We start from the raw sequence: 17136 nt of genomic DNA on the forward strand, positions 1-17136 counted from the left end.
GTACAGAATTCAGCGAGCTGGCTCGCAATTTCGGACAGGATAGAGATATGCAACGAACCCTGGATCGCATCGGACAGTTTTCACGCGCAGCCGCTTTCGCCGCAGCCGTCCTTCCCCTGACGCTGGTTTCCCTGCCAGCGAGCGCCGCAGACTATCTTGCCCCGGCACCCGCAGGTGTTGCGGATGCGGGCGCGTGCAGCCAGCAGAGCGTGCTGCGTTCCGTGGTTTCCGATTTCGGCTATCAGGTGCGCCACGTCCCGAACCTGCCGCAGGTCGGCATTTCGGCCATGAGCGACGTTCAGCTGACGCGGTATGAGCCGAAGACCAACCCTGCCCAGATCGAGCGCACCTATTGCAAGGCGACCGCCGTTCTGAGCGACGGCCAGTACCGCTCGGTCTGGTATATGGTCGAGGAAGGTCAGGGCTTTGCCTCCATGGGCCGCAACGTCGAGTTCTGCGTCGACGGTTTCGACCGCTGGTATGTATACGACGCCCGGTGCCGCGTTCTTCGCTAGTGGTCTGATCCGACATTTGCATCCCTCGGATATGAGCGCTGAGCAAATGTCGGAATCAAAAAGACCACTAGTAGCTTTATGAATCTAGTGGATTTTTCGAATTTGACGTTTGAAACGAGGTCTCTATCGGGCGGGTATCAAACGTCAAATTCAATCCACTAGTGGTCTGATCCGGCATTTGCATCCCTCGGATATAAGCGCCGAGCAAATGTCGGAATCAAAAAGACCACTAGTATCTGCTCTTGGAGTCGCCATGCCGGTCTCCCGCTTTTTGATTCAGACACTGACGCCTTGAGCAACGATTGAGTGGAGGGCACATGCTGCGGAAGTTTGGCGCTGCTGCGATTACGTTGCTTGCAGCGGCAACGGCGAATGTTCTGGCGGCCCTGCCTGCACGCGCTGATGATATTCCGGGCGAGTTCGATTTCTACGTCCTCGCCCTTTCCTGGTCGCCAAGCTATTGCGCATCGGAAGGCCCACGCGCCAACAAGCAGCAATGCGGCACCAGCCGGCCTTTCGGTTTCGTGGTGCATGGTCTCTGGCCCCAGAACGAATGGGGTTATCCGGCGAACTGTCAGGTGGACAATAACCGAAGCGGCGGCAGCTATGTGCCGCGGCGGATTATTTCCCGCCTGTCGGACATCATGCCTGCTGCGGGCCTCGTCGCCTATCAATGGCGCAAGCACGGCAGTTGCTCGGGCCTTTCACAGAGTGATTACTTCGCCACGCTGCGCAACGCTTTCGATCAGGTCAACATTCCGCCCAGCCTGCGCAATCTGGCCAGCGGGATGGCGGGCGGGCGACGCGTTGACCCTATCCTTGTCGAAAAAGCCTTCATCGCAGCCAATCCCGGCATGAAGCCGGACGGTATTTCGATCAGTTGCAAGCGGAATTACCTGCAGGAAGTCCGCATCTGCATGACAAAGGACCTGCAATTCCGTTCCTGCGATGAGGTGGACGCCAATGCCTGCCGAAGCCGCTCCGTGATGATGCCCGCCACGCAATAGACCCTACATAGCCCGTTCAGGAAATTACGATGACACAGATTCTCTATTCACCCGCTTCGCCCTATAGCGCGAAGGTTCGCATGGCCGCCCATCACGCCGGCATTTCGTTTGAAAGCGTCATCGTCAACACTTCGGCGGAACCGGCGGATCTGATTCAGGCCAATCCGCTCGGAAAGATTCCGACGCTTTTGACGGATGACGGCAAGGCCGTCTTCGACAGCCGCGCGATTACCCAGTACCTGAACCGGGTTTCAGGCAACAAGCTTTTCCCGCGCAACGCGGAAAAGCGCACCGATGCCGAGCGCTATGAAGCCATCGCCGACGGTCTGTGCGACGTGCTGCTGGCCCATGTCTATGAACGGCGGATGCGCCCCGAAGAGAAGGTCCACCAGCCCTGGCTCGACCTGCAATGGCGCAAGGCCGAGCGGGCGCTCGACCTTCTGAACGAGGCGCCGCCGCGCCTTGCGGGCAAGCTGCATGTGGGGCATATCGCCGTTGCCGCAGCGCTTGGCTATCTGTCGCTGCGTTTTGAAGGCAAGTGGGAGCGCAACCGCTCCAAGCTCAAGCGCTGGATGAAGCGTTTTCAGGAGCTACACCCGGAACTGACCGAACTTTTGCCGCGCGGCTGATTGGTTTGAAAAGAAGAAAACCCCGGATTTTCCGGGGTTTTCTTTTGCGGATCACTCGCTTTTATCGATCGCCTGCAAAATGCGGTAAGCGGCCTTTATGCGTTCATCGTTTGGATAATTCCGGTTGGCGAGCAAAACAATGCCGGTCTTCTTCGCGGGCACAAAGCCCGCATAGGCGCCAAAACCCTTGGTCGAGCCGGTCTTGTTGATGAACATATCCGCCGAGGGCGCGTGCGGGGGATCGAATTTCTCGATCTTGTGCGATTTCAACGCCATATCCGACGAATTGCCAGCGAGAAGCGTCTTGAGCGTGACCGGATAGGTATAGATTTCCCAGCCGAGGCCCTGATTGTTCGCCCCGACACGGTAATAACCCGTATGCGTGGCGGCGACGGCTTTCTGGAAGTCGGTCGCAAGCGAGGCGCTGTCGATATTCAGCTCCACGAAGCGAAGGAGATCGGGCGCCGTGGTCTTGATGCCATAAGCCTCCGCATCCCGCGTGCCGCTCGCCACCCGGATCGGCTTGTCGGCCTTGGCGTAGCCAGAGGCATAGTCCTTCATCCGGCTTTCCGGCACATGGACGAAAGTGTTCTTCAGACCGAATGCGGGCAGAAGCTTCTGCTCCATCAACACATCGAACGGCTGGCCCATGCTGCGCGCTGCGAGGTAGCCGAACAGCCCGATGCTGGGGTTCGAATAACGGCGCTGGGTGCCCGCCCGGTAATCCGGCTTCCACTTTCTGAAATAGGCCAGCATGGAACTGTCGTCGGTGACAGCGTCAGGGAACTGCAAGGGCAATCCTCCCGGCGTATAGGTTCCAAGATCCAGCATGGTGATCTTGTCGAAACTGCTGCTCGCAAGTTCGGGAGCCCATCTGGTCGCGGGATCGGACGGGGAAAATGCGCCGGTAGCCAATCCATAGCCGCCAAGCGTCGCGGTGAAGGTCTTGCTGATCGAGCCAATTTCGAAAATCGTATCCTCATCGACTTTCTGCCCGCTTTCCTTCGACGCCACCCCGTAACCGAAGAAGTGGCTTTTGCCATCGATGCTTATGGCAACGCCCATGCCGGGGATTTTCTGCCCGGCCATGAGCGGGCGCACGGTCTCATCGACAATGCGACGAAGTTCCTCATCATTTATAGTGCCTGCCGCCAGCGCGCCGCCGGCGGGGATGATGGCTGAACCAGCAAGGAAACCAATCAAAAGCGTCGTATATTTTCTCATGACAGATGAATAAACCTCATGATTATGCATTCGGCTGCGTCTCAACCGAGACATAGCCGTCGCTGCGCGATCTATTATACTGAAACCCGCTTCCCACGGGATATAGGCCTTTCAGGCCCTGCTGATATACGATGCTTGCGCTGCGGCGACAAACGACGTTATCTAGCATTTGGCATTAGAAAAATTTGGGTCTCCATGGTTCGTCCGCATCTCCCGCTCAATTCGCTGCGCGCCTTCGAAGCGTCGGCGCGCCACCTCAGCTTCACCAAGGCCGCGATCGAGCTTTGCGTCACGCAGGCCGCTGTGAGCCATCAGGTCAAAAGCCTTGAGAACCGGCTGAATGTCACGCTGTTCGAGCGCCTGCCGCGCGGGCTGATGCTGACCAGCGAAGGGGAAACGCTGCTCCCCACATTGAAGGACGCATTCGACAGGATTGCCGGAACGCTCGAACGTTTCGAGGCGGGGCATTACCGGGAAATATTGCGGGTTGGCGCGGTGGGGACGCTGGCCGTCGGCTGGCTTCTGCCACGTCTGCGCGACTTTCAGAATCGCTATCCGTTCATCGACCTGCGGCTTTCGACCAACAACAACCGGGTGGATATTGCGGCGGAGGGGCTGGATTACGCCATCCGGTTCGGCAGCGGCGCCTGGCACGGCATCGATGCAACGCGATTGCTGGAAGCGCCCTTGTCGCCGCTTTGCATTCCCGAACTTGCGCGCGAATTGCGAACACCGGCCGATCTTGCGCGCCACACGCTGTTGCGCTCCTACCGTGCCGATGAATGGGCGCAGTGGTTTCTGGTGGCAGGCGTCACGGGCGACATGCCCCTGCCCCGAAGCATCATGTTCGATTCGTCGCTTGCGATGATGGAAGCCGCCATGCAGGGAGCGGGTATTGCACTTGCGCCGCCGCTGATGTTTTCCCGGCAATTGCTGTCGGAAACCATCGTCCAGCCATTCGAAACGACGGTGACGATGGGCAGTTACTGGCTGACGCGGCTGCAATCGCGCGCGGAAACCGAAGCGATGTCGGCTTTTCGCGGCTGGCTGACAGATGCCGCGACCAACTGAGCCCAAAAACGGCGCAACAAAAAACCGGGCAGTTGCCTGCCCGGTTTTCCGTGTTCAATTATCAGATAATTAGAACTTGTAGCCAACGCCGACGCGGATGTCGTGGGTGTCGAGCTTGTTACGGACCGACTCGGTGCCAAGATCATAGGTCTTGTTGCCGAACTGGGTGTAACGGTATTCGACGCGGCCCAGGATGTTGTCCGTGAGCTTGGCTTCCAGACCTGCACCAGCAGTCCAACCAACGCGGAACTTGCTTTCGTCGTCAAAGCCGTTGTCGAGCTTGACCTGCTTACCAGCAACACCGGCGGTGATGTATGGCATGACCGGGTTCAGGTCGTAGCCGAGACGGCCACGCAGCGAGCCTTCGAAGCCTTCCTTGACTTCCAGGCCGTTCTTGGACTTCTTGGCCCAGGAGTAGCCGGCGTCGCCTTCAACACCGTATACGAACTGGTCCTGCTGGAAGTTCCAGCCAGCGTAAGCGCCAGCCTTCATGTCGTCCGGCTTGATGCTGCCGTCGGTGTTGGTCTTGACCTTATTCCAGCCGTAGCCGAGGTACAGACCGGTGTAGCCGCCAGCCCAGCTGTACTGCGGAGCCATTTCGACCGGAGCCGGAACAGGAGGCTGTTCCTGGATGGCGTCAGCAGCGAAAGCAGTCGCAGAGAACGGCAGCAGCGCAGCCGAGGCGATTACGAGAGACTTAAGAGTGCGCATAGCATTCTCCTTACACAAATTACCTTTTGCGCGGTCCCTTATCGGGCGGGCGACATTGGGAGTAATCGTCCATGCCGCGCTGACAGGACCGACATATCGGCGGTAATTGCGGCACGAAATGCCCGCTTCTGTGGAGAGAACCTGACGAGAACGTGGCAAAATTGCGATGTTGCATTATCGCAACGCCCGTTGCTGGCACCTATATAGTGGGAGGATGGTGTCGGTGGCGCCGCACGCCGCCCGACCAGACGAAACGAAGTCGCTGAAATCCCTACAATTTTGTCAGCTATGAATGTTGCGGATGCTATTTTTAGCTGCAATTTTCCGACCGAAGTGGCATGAAATCGATTGAAGAATCTCGATAAGAAAGTGTTTACCGTGTTGAATGATCACGAGCCTCGCCTGCTTGCCAAATGTCCGGTTCTGGTAACCGGCGGCGCACGGCGCATTGGAAAGGCAATCGTCGAAGACCTTGCCGTCCATGGCTTCCCGGTCGCCATACACTGCAATCACTCCATCGATGACGGCGCGGCCCTTGCCGCAGCCATAAACGAACAAGGCGGAAAGGCCTGTGTCGTGCGCGCCGACCTTGCCTCGGAAACCGATGTCCGCAACCTTGTCCGGGATGCAGCGAAGCAGCTCGGGCCGATCCGGCTTCTGGTCAACAATGCATCGCTGTTTGAAGACGACCGTATCGGGCAACTGGACATGGCACTGTGGGACAAGCACTTTGCGATCCACCTTAAGGCGCCGGTCCTGCTGGCCGAGGAAATGGCGAATGCCCTGCCCGACGGCGAGGACGCGCTTGTCGTCAATGTAATCGACCAGCGCGTATGGAAGCTCAATCCGAACTTCTTTTCCTATACGCTTTCGAAGACGGCGCTGTGGAATGCCACCCGAACCATGGCGCAGGCGCTCGCGCCGCGTATCCGGGTCAATGCAATCGCGCCGGGCCCCACATTGCCGAGCGAACGGCAGAAGCCGGGCGATTTTGAACAGCAGGTCGAACAACTTCTTTTGCAGCGCGCGCCGGAATTGTCGGAATTTGGGCGTACTGTTCGCTATTTCTGGGAAAGCCGCTCCGTCACCGGCCAGATGATCGCCCTTGACGGCGGACAGCACCTGGCATGGGAAACCCCGGATATTGCAGGAATTACCGAATGACTGGAAACCGCAAGAACAATGAGGATGCTGTCGCCAACCTGCCGCCCGACGACGAGCAGGACGTGGCCGGTATCATCATTGGCGACGCGGAGACCGAAGAGGATGACGAGAGCGACGATATAGTCGAAGCTCCCGCATCGCCATCGGCTGCCGACTCCATCCAGTGGGATTCCTCCGATGGCCTGCCGGATATCGAAGGCCTGAGCGGGCAGGACATCATCAATGCTTTCGTGAAGCGCCTGCCGAATAATCCGGGCGTCTATCGCATGTTCAACAGCGATGGCGACGTGCTCTATGTCGGCAAGGCGCGCAATCTCAAGAAGCGCGTGTCCAACTATGCGCGCGGCATCGGCCATTCCAATCGCATAACGCGAATGATCCGCGAAACGGTGACGATGGAATTCGTCGTCACCCGCACGGAGACGGAAGCCCTGTTGCTGGAAGCCAATCTCATCAAGAGATTGCGCCCGCGCTTCAACGTGCTGATGCGCGACGACAAGTCGTTTCCTTACATTCTGCTGACCGGCGACCATCGGGCACCCGGCATCTTCAAGCATCGCGGCGCCCGGTCGCGCAAGGGCGACTATTTCGGCCCCTTCGCTTCCGCAGGTGCCGTAGGCCGCACGATCAACGCGCTACAGCGCGCCTTCCTGCTGCGAACCTGCACGGATTCGGTTTTTGAAACACGAACCCGCCCCTGCCTTCTCTATCAGATCAAGCGCTGTTCCGGCCCCTGCACGCATGAGATCAGCGACGCGGACTATGCCGAGCTGCTGAGCGAGGCCAAGGCGTTTCTTTCGGGCAAGAGCCAGTCGGTCAAGGATCATCTGTCAGCCGCGATGCAGGCCGCATCGGCGGACCTCGATTTCGAGCACGCAGCCGTTTACCGGGACCGTCTGGCGGCGCTCTCGCATGTCCAGTCGCATCAGGGCATCAATCCGCAGACGGTTGAAGAGGCAGACGTTTTCGCCATCCATCAGGAAGGCGGCATGACCTGCATTCAGGTCTTCTTCTTCCGCACCGGCCAGAACTGGGGCAATCGCGCCTATTTCCCGAAAGCCGACAGTTCGCTCGGTCCCGCGGAAGTTCTCGGTGCCTTCCTGTCGCAGTTCTACGACGACAAGCCATGCCCGCGTCTCGTCCTGTTGTCCGAGACCGTGGAGGAACAATCGCTCATCGCCGAAGCGCTCTCGACGCGCGCCGGACACAAGGTGCAGGTCAACGTGCCGCAACGCGGCGAGAAGAAGGACCTTGTCGATCACGCGCTCACCAATGCGCGCGAGGCGCTTGGGCGGCGGCTTGCCGAAACATCGTCGCAGGCCCGTCTTTTGCAGGGTATGGCCGAGACCTTCGGCCTGTCGCACCCGCCGCGCCGGATCGAGGTCTATGATAACTCCCACATCATGGGCACGAACGCTGTCGGCGGCATGATCGTCGCCGGGCCGGAAGGCTTCGTCAAAAATCAGTACCGAAAGTTCAACATCCGCTCGACCGACATTACGCCGGGCGACGATTTCGGCATGATGCGAGAAGTCATCGAGCGGCGTTTCTCTCGGCTGGTCAAGGAACACGGCACGCCGGAAGAACCGACCGACGCCGAAGTGACGGATACGTTTCCAGCCTGGCCAGATGTCATCCTGATCGACGGCGGGCAAGGCCAGGTGGGCGCCGTGCGGCAAATTCTTGGCGAGCTTGGCATCAGCCATCTTGTCAATGCCATCGGCATCGCGAAGGGCGTCGACCGCGAAGCGGGACGCGAACGCTTCTTCGTGGAAGGCAAGCAGGCCTTCACGCTGCCGCCGCGCGATCCGGTGCTCTATTTCATCCAGCGTCTGCGCGACGAGGCCCACCGGTTCGCCATCGGCACGCACCGCGCCCGGCGCAAGAAGGAAATGGTCAAGAATCCGCTCGATGAAATCGCGGGAATCGGCCCGTCACGCAAGCGTGCCCTCCTGCATCATTTCGGAACCGCAAAGGCGGTTTCGCGTGCTGCGGTCGAGGACCTCATGCAGATCGACGGCATTTCGGAAGCCATGGCGCGGACGATCCACGACCATTTCCGGGATCGATGACACAAACTTGTCCGGGAATCATCTACAAGCGTCATTAGAGCGCATCCTGAAAAGTGTGAAACGGCTTTCGGATAAGATACGCGTCAAAACAAAGGATTAGAGCGCCGATCTGATCCAATCAGATCGAAACGCGCTCTAAGTCTCGGGCGAACATGTTAGCGGGAGTTGATTTTATGTCATATCCCTGTTGATGTGCGACTGACAAACATGCGGCGGAACGAATGCAGAAGAATCATACCCTCTCCCTACCCAATATCCTCACTTATGGCCGGATCATCGCCGTGCCTCTTGTGGTGTTGTGTTTCTTTATCGAGGGACGGCTGGAGTCGAGCGATTTCGCCCGCTGGACAGCTCTCGGATTGTTTGCCGTCGCCAGCATCACCGACTTTTTCGACGGCTATCTCGCCCGCATCTGGAAACAGACATCGACCATCGGTCGCATGCTCGACCCGATCGCCGACAAGCTTCTCGTATCGGCCATCCTGCTGCTGCTTGCCGCTGACGGCACGATTGCCGGCTGGACGCTTTGGGCCGCCATCATCATCCTTTGCCGCGAAATCCTGGTTTCGGGCCTGCGCGAATATCTTGCCGAGCTGAAGGTCAGCGTTCCCGTTTCGCGCCTTGCCAAATGGAAGACGACCGCACAGATGATCGCTCTTGCATTCCTGCTGGCAGGCCCTGCGGGTGACAAGATTATGCCCTATGTAACGGAAACAGGCATTGTCCTGCTTTGGGTATCGGCCCTCCTGACGCTTTACACGGGCTGGGATTACTTCAAGGCGGGCCTCAAACACGTGATGGATTGATCCAGTGGCGGTAAAACTCGTCTATTTCGCATGGGTGCGCGAGAAAATCGGCAAGGGCGAGGAGACTATCGAACTCCCCTCACCCAAAACTACCGTCGGTGATCTCATCGGCCATCTGAAATTGCTTGGGCCGGAATATGATGCCGCTTTCGAGCATGAGCACGTCATTCGCGCCGCGATCAATCAGGAACATGCCGAGCATGATGAACTGGTGAATGACGGCGACGAAGTCGCGCTCTTTCCGCCCATGACGGGAGGATGAGATGAGCGGGCAAGCTCCATGCCCACTGTTCGTCGGCATAAGAAGCGAAGATTTCGACACGGCGGCGGAACTGCGCAAGCTCGAACAGGGGCGCACGGATATAGGCGCCATCGTCACCTTTACCGGTCTTTGCCGCGATGAAAGCGGCACGCTTTCCGCGCTGGAACTGGAGCACTATCCCGGCATGGCCGAAGCGGAAATCAACCGCATCGCCCGACAGGCCATCGCGCGCTGGCCGATAACCGCGCTTACGATCATTCACCGTTACGGGCTTATCAGGCCCGGCGAAAACATCGTTCTGGTCGCTGCGGCCTCGTGGCATCGCCACGCGGCTTTCGAGGCCGCCTCGTTCCTGATGGATTACATGAAAACCGATGCTCCGTTCTGGAAAAGGGAGCATCTCGCCGACGGTTCTGTCGGGGGATGGGTATCGTCCAAAGACGAAGATGAGAAGATGCGCGAACGCTGGAAACAGTCCTGATCTTCCGATCAGGGGGTTCGCTATTGATCTCAATTTTCCATTTTAATCGCGAATTAACTATTTAACCCCCTAGAATAGTGGGTAATTTAGCTGGCGTGTTCTTGCGCCGCCACAATTTTCACACGAAGATTTCGCTATTGTCGATATCATGAATCAGATGCCGACAGGCGATGATGATAGACAGACTGGAATCCGCATCAGCGCCATCTGTCTTGCAACAAACAACGCATGCGGGAACGGAAGTTTCGGGCTTTAACGATGCGAAATGGATTGGCGAAAACCCTTTCAATTGCTGCGGCACTTGTGGTCGGCATTGGCGCGCTTGGCGGCGCTGCCTTGTTCCTGACCACCTCGATGCCGACAAGCAGCTTGGCGGCGGAAAAGACCGTCAGCGGCAAGGTCGTGTATCGCGAGCGGATCGCGCTGCCGCCGGAAGCAAGCCTGACGGTCCAGCTTTCCGACGTCTCGCTGGCCGACGCCCCCTCCAAGGTCATCGGCGAAACGCGGATCGAATCCGTTCAGGGATCGCCGATCCCGTTTGCCATCAACTTCGATATGGACCAGATCCAACCCGGCCATAGCTATGCCTTGCAGGCGCGCATTTCGGCGGGCGACACGCTATGGTTCGTCAATGACGAACGCTATGCGATCGATCCGGAAAACCCCGGCGAACCTGCGGAAATAAAGGTTGTGATGGTGCGCAAGAGCGGTGACGAAGGCGCTGCCATCGGCATCGAGGGCAAGGACTGGCTGGCGGAAGATATTCAGGGCGGGGGCGTGATCGACAATGCCCAGACGACCCTGACGGTTTCGACGGATGGCGCGGTCAGCGGGTCGGGCGGCTGCAACCGCTATTTCAGCAAGGCGACCGTGACCGGGGAAAATATTTCCTTCGCCGAGATCGGATCGACCTATGTCCAGTGCCCGCCTGCCCTCATGAACCAGGAACGCAAGTTCCTCGACGTGCTCGGCAAGACCCGGTCCTACAAGATCGATATGGGCAAGCTCGTTCTCTTCGACGACGAAGGGAAGGAAGTGGCAAGGCTCGCGCAGAGCCTTTGAAACCTGTTTCCGGCATCGCCCAGACAACAAAAAAGCCCGCCGGGAAGGCGGGCTTTTTCTTTATATTCTCGTTGGGATCAGCCGACGATTTCGGTGCCCGAGAACCAGTATGCGATTTCTTCCGCAGCGGTTTCCGGAGCGTCCGAACCGTGTACGGAGTTTTCGCCGATCGACAGGGCGAATTCCTTGCGGATGGTGCCTTCATCAGCGTTTGCCGGGTTGGTCGCACCCATGACTTCGCGGTTCTTGGCGATGGCGTTTTCGCCTTCCAGAACCTGAACGACCGTCGGGCCGGAAGACATGAATTCGGTCAGTTCGCCGAAGAAAGGGCGATCCTTGTGAACAGCATAGAAGCCTTCAGCTTCACGCAGGCTCATCCAGACGCGCTTCGAAGCGACGACGCGCAGGCCAGCTGCCTCGAGCTTGGCGGTGATTGCGCCGGTCAGGTTGCGGCGGGTCGCATCGGGCTTGATCATGGAGAAGGTACGTTCGATTGCCATTATGACACCTTGTGCTGGAATTTTCAGAAAAGTGAGGCTCTATACCGTCGATAGGCCCGATTGCCAAGAGGCGAACCGATTAGCACCTTGAGACGACAGAAAATTGATTGCATAGATGATGCCGCGCCGATTCAGCCTTGCAGAAGCGGCGCCAATGGGTGGTCAGGGGGTTCTCGTGGAACAGCATTTTCAAATGTTCGCCTATTACAACCGATGGGCAAATGAACTGGTCTATGCCGCCGCGGCCCAGTTGAGCGACGAGGAATACAGGCTCGATCTCGGTCTCTTCTTCGGCTCCATCCATCGCACACTCAATCATCTGCTCGTCGCCGACCGCATCTGGATGAAACGCTTCACCACGGAAGGGGATCATCCGAAGACGCTTGATGCGATCATTTCCGACAATTTCATCATGCTGCGCGATCTGCGGCAGGCGGAAGACGCGCGCATATGCCGCTATGCGGACGGCCTCGACACACAGAAGCTCGGCGGGCGCTACAGCTACACGGCGCTCAACGAAATGCGCACGATAAGCCAGCGGCTTGCCCCGTCGCTTGCCCATATGTTCAACCACCAGACGCACCATCGCGGACAGATCCATACCGCGTTTACCAGACTGGGAACGGAAGCGCCGTCGCTCGATCTCATGCATTTCCTGCGGACGGAAGGCGGACGGCGTTTCGCCTGACTGATGTTGATACTTGCGGAAACGCTTCAAGCCGTGCAAAAGCGCTTTCATCATGCTTATCCTTGACGACATCTCCGTAAGAATTGCCGGACGCCTCCTTATCGACCACGCCAGCGTAACGTTGCCGGCGGGATCGAAGACGGGTTTCGTCGGCCGTAACGGCACCGGCAAATCCACGCTGTTTCGCGTCATCACGGGCGATCTCGCGCCGGAAACCGGCAGCATCTCGCTTCCGAAGAACACCCGTATCGGCCAGGTCGCGCAGGAAGCGCCCGGCACCGACGAAGCGCTGATCGAAATCGTCATGAAGGCGGACAAGGAGCGCGCGGCGCTTCTGGAGGAAGCGGCCACCGCGACCGATCCGCACCGCATTGCGGAAATTCACACCCGCCTTGCCGATATCAACGCTCACTCTGCGGAAGCGCGCGCCGGCGCCATCCTGTCCGGTCTCGGTTTCAGCGCGGAAGCGCAACGCCAGCCGGCATCGGCCTTTTCCGGCGGCTGGCGCATGCGCGTCGCACTGGCTGCGGTTCTCTTCGCCGAGCCGGACCTGTTGCTGCTCGATGAACCGACCAACTATCTCGACCTTGAAGGCGTGCTTTGGCTGGTCGATTATGTGAAGCGCTATCCGTACACAGTCATTATCATCAGCCATGACCGCGATCTCCTGAACTCGGCCACGTCGTCGATCATGCATCTTGACCAGAAGAAGATCAGCTTCTGGCGCGGCAATTACGACCAGTTCGAGCGGCAGCGGCATGAGATGCTGGAATTGCAGCAGAAGGCCCATGCCAAGCAGGAAGCCCACCGCAAGCACATGGAATCCTTTGTTGAGCGTTTCCGCGCCAAGGCCAGCAAGGCCCGTCAGGCGCAATCGCGCATGAAGGCGCTGGAAAAGCTCAAGCCAATCGAGCTTTATGTGGAAAGCAATGTGCAGCCGTTCCGCTTCCCGGATGCGGAAAAGAAGGCCGCCTCACCGATCATCGCTCTGGACAACGCCGATGTGGGCTACGTGCCGGGCAAGCCGGTGCTGCGCAATGTGACGCTGCGCATCGACAATGACGACCGCATCGCGCTACTCGGTTCCAACGGCAACGGCAAGTCGACGCTGGCCAAGCTGATTGCCGGTCGCCTGACGCCCGAAAAGGGCACGCTCACGGTTTCGCCCAATCTGAAGGTTGCCTTCTTCGCCCAGCACCAGCTTGACGATCTGGTTCCCGAGGACAACGCCATCGAGCACGTGCGCAAGCTGATGCCGACAGAACCCGAGGCCAAGGTCCGCGCGCGCGTTGCGCAGATGGGCCTTTCGACCGAAAAGATGCTGACACCAGCCAGGGATCTTTCCGGTGGTGAGAAAGCGCGCCTCCTGATGGGACTTGCGACCTTTCACGGCCCGAACCTGCTGATCCTCGACGAGCCGACCAACCATCTCGACATCGACAGCCGCGAAGAGCTTGTGCATGCGCTCAACGCTTTCAACGGCGCAGTGATCCTGATCGCCCACGACCGCCATCTGATCGAAGCGACGATGGAACGGCTGTGGCTGGTCCGCGAGGGCGGCGTGAAGACGTTTGAAGGCGATCTCGACGAATACCGGCAGATCGTTCTGGCCGACGCCAAGGGAGAACCGGTTTCCGACCGCGACGACAACGCCAGGGTCAACAAGGCCGAGCAGCGAAAACTCGCCGCCCAGAAACGCGAAGCCATGGCGCCGCTGCAAAAAAAGATCAAGGAAACCGAAGCCTTGATGCAGAAGCTGCAGAAACAGATTCAAGTCTTCTCGTCACAGCTCGAAGACCCGGCTCTTTACGAGAAGGAGCCTCAAAAGGCGATCCGGATCAACAAGGAGATGAGCGATGCACGCTCTGCCCTTGCGGATGCAGAGGACAAATGGCTGGAACTCTCCACCGAATATGAAGAAGCGATGGCGGACTGATCCGCCACCGCTGGCAAGTCATTGCGCTGCAGTGGCAATCACAGCACGAAGAAAACTATATAGACCAAACCGATGATCGACGCGCCAGCGATCCGCAGTGCCTTCGGCAACGGGCGCGGTGCGTAGCGCACCGCAAGAACTGCGAGAATGGCGGTCAGGATCGGAAAAGCCACGAACATGGCCAGATAGCCGCTCGATCCCTCAAAGGATGAACCGAACCAGCCCAATTCCGCCATCGGAACGAGCGCGATAAAGGCGGCAAGTGCGGACAGCAGCAACAGCAGAATGCGGTCGAAAATCGCAGCGCCCATCTGCGCTTCCTCAGCCTTGAGGACGCAGGCGCGTGCGCATCAATGCATAAAGCCCGAAGGCACCGAGGATCAGGCCGATGGTCGTATAGACCTCGTTGGGCGTTTCCGCCCCTCGCCGCAACACCAGATCGGCCTTTGAAATCTGAAGCCCGTCTGTATTTCCCTGCACCAGACGAAATGCATAAAGCCCCGGAATGACGGGATCGATGTCCCCGGCACTCTGGCGCAGAACACTGCCATCCTGCGGGCGGTCCGTGTTGATGGAACCGGTAGTCGAGGCAAAGTCGAGCCCCTGCGAGAGAACCGGCTGTCCGTCGCGGCTGACGGCAAGCGTCACCGCCGAGCGCCGTTCCGCAGGCACATAACCCGGCAGAGGCGTGGCATCGATGAACACGCGCACCGGCCCATCAGCCGCCGACAGCCTGACTTCCTGAATCTTAAAACCGCTCTGCCGGTTTTCCAGCATGGTCCAGCGGCCAATTTCGCTGCCGGTGAAATGGCGCACATACCACGGATAGCCAATGGCAAGACCAAAGCCGGCGACGGCCATCAAGATGAATAGCGTCCTCATTACGCTTTGCGCTCCCAGCGGCGGTCTGGCGTCTGCTGCCAGTAAGTCAAATCGTGGTTCTCCGCCTTGAAACTTTTCCATTGCCCCCGGGCAATATCGAGTTGCTCCTGATCGTGCCCGTCGAACATGACGACGAGGCGTTCATAGGCGTCCGCCTGTTCCAGCCCGGCGCCTTCGACGAGAAAGCGCACAGTCGCGCCATTCGGATTGGCTTCACTGGTGGTCAGCAATACCGGCTGGTGTTCGGGATGAGGCTCCTTGTCGGTGCCATGCGCCACGAAGGACGTGTCGGAAAAGGTCCAGAGCAAGCCGTCAAGCGCATCGCGTCTTTCCTCGCTGACGGTCTGGATCGTGACGCGCCAGCCGCGCCCCAGCGACCGCTCGACCAGGCCGGGCAAGGCTTCATCGAGTGTCGATTCCGTCAGGTGATAGAAGAGGATTTCCGCCATGCACTATCCGTTTCGCGAACGGGTGGAGAAACTGATTCCGCTTCTCCACCCATCCCTTTGTTCAGAAAAGATTTTAGCTTTCGAAATGATCCCGGACAAGGCGGTCCAGCAGGCGAACGCCATAGCCGGAAGCCCATGTCTGGCTGTATTCGTTTGCTGGCGAACCCATGGCCGTTCCGGCAACGTCGAGATGCGCCCAAGGGGTCTCACCGACAAAGCGCTTGAGGAACTGTGCCGCCGTGATCGATCCGCCGTAACGGCCAGCGCTGTTCTTCATATCGGCGAATTTCGAATCGATCATCTTGTCGTATTCGGTGCCGAGCGGCAGGCGCCACAGCTTTTCACCCGTCGACTGACCCGCATCGTAAAGCTGGTCCGCAAGCTCGTCGTCGTTGGAGAAAAGACCGGCATGATACTGGCCGAGCGCGACCATGACCGCACCCGTGAGGGTGGCCAGATTGATGATGAATCGCGGCTTGAAACGGTCGTTCGTATAGTGCAGTGCGTCGGCGAGGACGAGACGGCCCTCCGCATCCGTATTGATGACTTCAATCGTCTGTCCGGACATCGAGGTAACGATGTCGCCCGGACGCTGGGCGTTGCCGTCAGGCATGTTTTCCACAAGGCCGATAACGCCGATGGCATTGACCTTCGCCTTGCGGCCAGCCAGAGCGCGCATCAATCCGGTGACGGCTGCCGCGCCTCCCATGTCGCCCTTCATGTCTTCCATGCCAGCGGCTGGCTTGATGGAAATGCCGCCCGTATCGAACACCACGCCCTTGCCGACGAATGCGACCGGCTTTTCCTTGCTCTTCGCGCCCTGCCATTCCATGACGACAAGACGCGGCGGGCGGACAGAGCCCTGCGCCACGCCGAGAAGCGCGCCCATGCCGAGCTTCTTCATTTCCTTTTCGCCGAGGACTTCGACCTTGACGCCAAGCTTTGCGAGCTTTTCGGCTTCCTGCGCGAACTCCACAGGCCCCAGAATATTGGCAGGCTCGTTGACGAGATTGCGCGCCTGGATAACGCCGTCCGCCACCGCTTCGGCAACTTCGAGGGCCCGCTTCGCAGTGTGGGCATCCGCGACGCAGATGTTGATCTTCGCAGCGTGTTTCGGATCGCCATTTTCCTCATCGTTCTTGCGCGTCTTGTAGCGTTCGAACTTGTAGGAGCGCAGCATCATGCCCAGCGCCAGATCGGCGGCTTCATCACCGGCGATGGTGGTTTCAGGCAGTGCCAGCGTCACGGTTGCGCGCTCCGCCTTGCCGATTCGTGAAAATGCCGCGCCGCCGATCTTCAGCCAGTCGTCATTGCCAAGCTTGCCCGGCTCGCCGACGCCGACCAGAACGATCTTGTCGACACCGCTGGAAGTCGTCTCGATCGCTTCCGCCGTCTTGCCCAAAGCACCGGTGAACCCGGAAATTTCAGCAATACGCTTGATCTTTTCCGCACCGCCAGCAGCCGCGGCCGCCTCGTCCGCAAAGCCGCCGCCCTTGGCGACGAGCACGATGGACACGCCTCTTTCCGGTACTGCAAAATCGCTGAAAGAGATCGAAGGACGTTTAGACATGACAACTCCAAACCTGATGTCGATTTAAGAATGACACGATTGTGTCGCGACTTTTCCCCACTCATGTGAGACGAATATGGCGAAACAGCAAGAGTGGAACCAAGATT

19 protein-coding genes are annotated in these 17136 nt (G+C 58.8%); 12 read left to right on the forward strand and 7 right to left on the reverse strand.

The features are described 5' to 3' along the window. The first annotated feature begins 47 nt into the window (after positions 1-47). The 3 genes from JNC63_RS06070 to JNC63_RS06080 all read left to right on the forward strand — a co-directional run bounded on the left by JNC63_RS06070 (position 48) and on the right by JNC63_RS06080 (position 2151). Entirely contained in the window at positions 48-515 is a 468-nt protein-coding gene (locus JNC63_RS06070; protein WP_077684292.1) for a phage portal protein, read from the forward strand. Between the two features lie 317 nt (positions 516-832). Continuing rightward, the gene (locus JNC63_RS06075; RefSeq protein WP_077684291.1) at positions 833-1522 is read left to right on the forward strand and encodes a ribonuclease T2 family protein; all 690 of its coding nucleotides are present in this window, start codon (positions 833-835) and stop codon (positions 1520-1522) included. A gap of 29 nt (positions 1523-1551) precedes the next feature. After that, positions 1552-2151: a glutathione S-transferase gene (locus JNC63_RS06080; protein WP_006466432.1), complete on the forward strand. Its 600-nt coding sequence runs from the start codon at positions 1552-1554 to the stop codon at positions 2149-2151. Positions 2152-2202: 51 nt separating this feature from the next. Here the strand turns inward: JNC63_RS06080 and blaOCH are convergent, their stop codons facing one another. After that, complete coding sequence (blaOCH, locus tag JNC63_RS06085; protein WP_374846140.1) at positions 2203-3375, reverse strand: OCH family extended-spectrum class C beta-lactamase; 1173 nt, start codon at positions 3373-3375, stop codon at positions 2203-2205. Positions 3376-3570: 195 nt separating this feature from the next. Between blaOCH and JNC63_RS06090 the strand changes: the two genes are divergently transcribed. Further along, positions 3571-4446, forward strand: a complete 876-nt coding sequence (locus JNC63_RS06090; protein ID WP_374846142.1) for a LysR family transcriptional regulator — start codon at positions 3571-3573, stop codon at positions 4444-4446. 69 nt (positions 4447-4515) lie between these two features. Here JNC63_RS06090 and omp25 read toward each other — a convergent pair whose 3' ends face one another. Then, positions 4516-5157 (reverse strand): outer membrane protein Omp25, encoded by a 642-nt coding sequence (gene omp25 / locus JNC63_RS06095; RefSeq protein ID WP_006472445.1) that lies wholly within the window; start codon positions 5155-5157, stop codon positions 4516-4518. Positions 5158-5505: 348 nt separating this feature from the next. Here omp25 and JNC63_RS06100 point away from each other — a divergent pair, with 348 nt between their 5' ends. From JNC63_RS06100 to JNC63_RS06125, 6 genes are all read left to right on the forward strand, one after another. Further along, the gene (locus tag JNC63_RS06100; RefSeq protein WP_077684289.1) at positions 5506-6321 is read left to right on the forward strand and encodes an SDR family oxidoreductase; all 816 of its coding nucleotides are present in this window, start codon (positions 5506-5508) and stop codon (positions 6319-6321) included. Continuing rightward, positions 6318-8393, forward strand: coding sequence for an excinuclease ABC subunit UvrC (gene uvrC / locus JNC63_RS06105; protein ID WP_077684288.1), 2076 nt, complete (start codon positions 6318-6320; stop codon positions 8391-8393). The genes JNC63_RS06100 and uvrC overlap by 4 nt, the downstream gene beginning before the upstream one ends. 221 nt (positions 8394-8614) lie before the next feature. Continuing rightward, complete coding sequence (gene pgsA, locus JNC63_RS06110; protein ID WP_006466426.1) at positions 8615-9199, forward strand: CDP-diacylglycerol--glycerol-3-phosphate 3-phosphatidyltransferase; 585 nt, start codon at positions 8615-8617, stop codon at positions 9197-9199. Positions 9200-9203: 4 nt separating this feature from the next. Further along, positions 9204-9461 (forward strand): molybdopterin converting factor subunit 1, encoded by a 258-nt coding sequence (gene moaD / locus JNC63_RS06115; RefSeq protein ID WP_077684287.1) that lies wholly within the window; start codon positions 9204-9206, stop codon positions 9459-9461. 1 nt (position 9462) lies between these two features. Continuing rightward, entirely contained in the window at positions 9463-9942 is a 480-nt protein-coding gene (locus JNC63_RS06120) for a molybdenum cofactor biosynthesis protein MoaE (RefSeq protein ID WP_031352939.1), read from the forward strand. 258 nt (positions 9943-10200) lie between these two features. Next, entirely contained in the window at positions 10201-11004 is an 804-nt protein-coding gene (locus tag JNC63_RS06125) for a YbaY family lipoprotein (RefSeq protein ID WP_021587839.1), read from the forward strand. Positions 11005-11081: 77 nt separating this feature from the next. On the opposite strand, the gene ndk is transcribed toward JNC63_RS06125, so the two are convergent. Further along, a complete protein-coding gene (gene ndk, locus JNC63_RS06130) occupies positions 11082-11504 on the reverse strand; it encodes a nucleoside-diphosphate kinase (protein ID WP_006466421.1) in 423 nt (140 codons plus the stop codon). Positions 11505-11679: 175 nt separating this feature from the next. On the opposite strand from ndk, the gene JNC63_RS06135 reads away from it, so the two are divergent. Both JNC63_RS06135 and JNC63_RS06140 read left to right on the forward strand, forming a co-directional pair. Further along, positions 11680-12192 carry a DinB family protein gene (locus JNC63_RS06135; RefSeq protein WP_077684299.1) on the forward strand — a complete coding sequence of 171 codons (513 nt, stop codon included), beginning with the start codon at positions 11680-11682 and terminating at the stop codon, positions 12190-12192. 52 nt (positions 12193-12244) lie between these two features. After that, complete coding sequence (locus JNC63_RS06140) at positions 12245-14128, forward strand: ABC-F family ATP-binding cassette domain-containing protein (protein ID WP_077684298.1); 1884 nt, start codon at positions 12245-12247, stop codon at positions 14126-14128. Positions 14129-14166: 38 nt separating this feature from the next. On the opposite strand, the gene JNC63_RS06145 is transcribed toward JNC63_RS06140, so the two are convergent. From JNC63_RS06145 to JNC63_RS06160, 4 genes are all read right to left on the reverse strand, one after another. Next, positions 14167-14439 (reverse strand): hypothetical protein, encoded by a 273-nt coding sequence (locus tag JNC63_RS06145; RefSeq protein ID WP_006472350.1) that lies wholly within the window; start codon positions 14437-14439, stop codon positions 14167-14169. A gap of 10 nt (positions 14440-14449) precedes the next feature. Then, a complete protein-coding gene (gene bspB, locus JNC63_RS06150; RefSeq protein ID WP_006466418.1) occupies positions 14450-15010 on the reverse strand; it encodes a type IV secretion system effector BspB in 561 nt (186 codons plus the stop codon). After that, positions 15010-15459, reverse strand: a complete 450-nt coding sequence (locus JNC63_RS06155) for a DNA polymerase III subunit chi (protein ID WP_075041634.1) — start codon at positions 15457-15459, stop codon at positions 15010-15012. The genes bspB and JNC63_RS06155 overlap by 1 nt, the downstream gene beginning before the upstream one ends. A 73-nt stretch (positions 15460-15532) precedes the next feature. Beyond that, positions 15533-17029: a leucyl aminopeptidase gene (locus tag JNC63_RS06160; protein WP_031347236.1), complete on the reverse strand. Its 1497-nt coding sequence runs from the start codon at positions 17027-17029 to the stop codon at positions 15533-15535. Between the last annotated feature and the right edge of the window lie 107 nt (positions 17030-17136).

This window comes from Brucella ciceri (assembly GCF_041930145.1).
Taxonomy (GTDB): Bacteria; Pseudomonadota; Alphaproteobacteria; order Rhizobiales; family Rhizobiaceae; genus Brucella; species Brucella intermedia.

Excerpts from the sequence above, each read along its gene's own strand:
- pgsA (WP_006466426.1), top strand. The coding sequence starts at position 8,615 with ATGCAGAAGAATCATACCCTCTCCCTACCCAATATCCTCACTTATGGC.
- JNC63_RS06125 (WP_021587839.1), top strand. The coding sequence starts at position 10,201 with ATGCGAAATGGATTGGCGAAAACCCTTTCAATTGCTGCGGCACTTGTG.
- JNC63_RS06075 (WP_077684291.1), top strand. The coding sequence starts at position 833 with ATGCTGCGGAAGTTTGGCGCTGCTGCGATTACGTTGCTTGCAGCGGCA.
- JNC63_RS06120 (WP_031352939.1), top strand. The coding sequence starts at position 9,463 with ATGAGCGGGCAAGCTCCATGCCCACTGTTCGTCGGCATAAGAAGCGAA.
- omp25 (WP_006472445.1), bottom strand. The coding sequence starts at position 5,157 with ATGCGCACTCTTAAGTCTCTCGTAATCGCCTCGGCTGCGCTGCTGCCG.
- JNC63_RS06160 (WP_031347236.1), bottom strand. The coding sequence starts at position 17,029 with ATGTCTAAACGTCCTTCGATCTCTTTCAGCGATTTTGCAGTACCGGAA.
- JNC63_RS06155 (WP_075041634.1), bottom strand. The coding sequence starts at position 15,459 with ATGGCGGAAATCCTCTTCTATCACCTGACGGAATCGACACTCGATGAA.
- JNC63_RS06090 (WP_374846142.1), top strand. The coding sequence starts at position 3,571 with ATGGTTCGTCCGCATCTCCCGCTCAATTCGCTGCGCGCCTTCGAAGCG.
- bspB (WP_006466418.1), bottom strand. The coding sequence starts at position 15,010 with ATGAGGACGCTATTCATCTTGATGGCCGTCGCCGGCTTTGGTCTTGCC.
- JNC63_RS06145 (WP_006472350.1), bottom strand. The coding sequence starts at position 14,439 with ATGGGCGCTGCGATTTTCGACCGCATTCTGCTGTTGCTGCTGTCCGCA.
- JNC63_RS06070 (WP_077684292.1), top strand. The coding sequence starts at position 48 with ATGCAACGAACCCTGGATCGCATCGGACAGTTTTCACGCGCAGCCGCT.
- JNC63_RS06080 (WP_006466432.1), top strand. The coding sequence starts at position 1,552 with ATGACACAGATTCTCTATTCACCCGCTTCGCCCTATAGCGCGAAGGTT.
- blaOCH (WP_374846140.1), bottom strand. The coding sequence starts at position 3,375 with ATGAGAAAATATACGACGCTTTTGATTGGTTTCCTTGCTGGTTCAGCC.
- ndk (WP_006466421.1), bottom strand. The coding sequence starts at position 11,504 with ATGGCAATCGAACGTACCTTCTCCATGATCAAGCCCGATGCGACCCGC.
- JNC63_RS06140 (WP_077684298.1), top strand. The coding sequence starts at position 12,245 with ATGCTTATCCTTGACGACATCTCCGTAAGAATTGCCGGACGCCTCCTT.
- uvrC (WP_077684288.1), top strand. The coding sequence starts at position 6,318 with ATGACTGGAAACCGCAAGAACAATGAGGATGCTGTCGCCAACCTGCCG.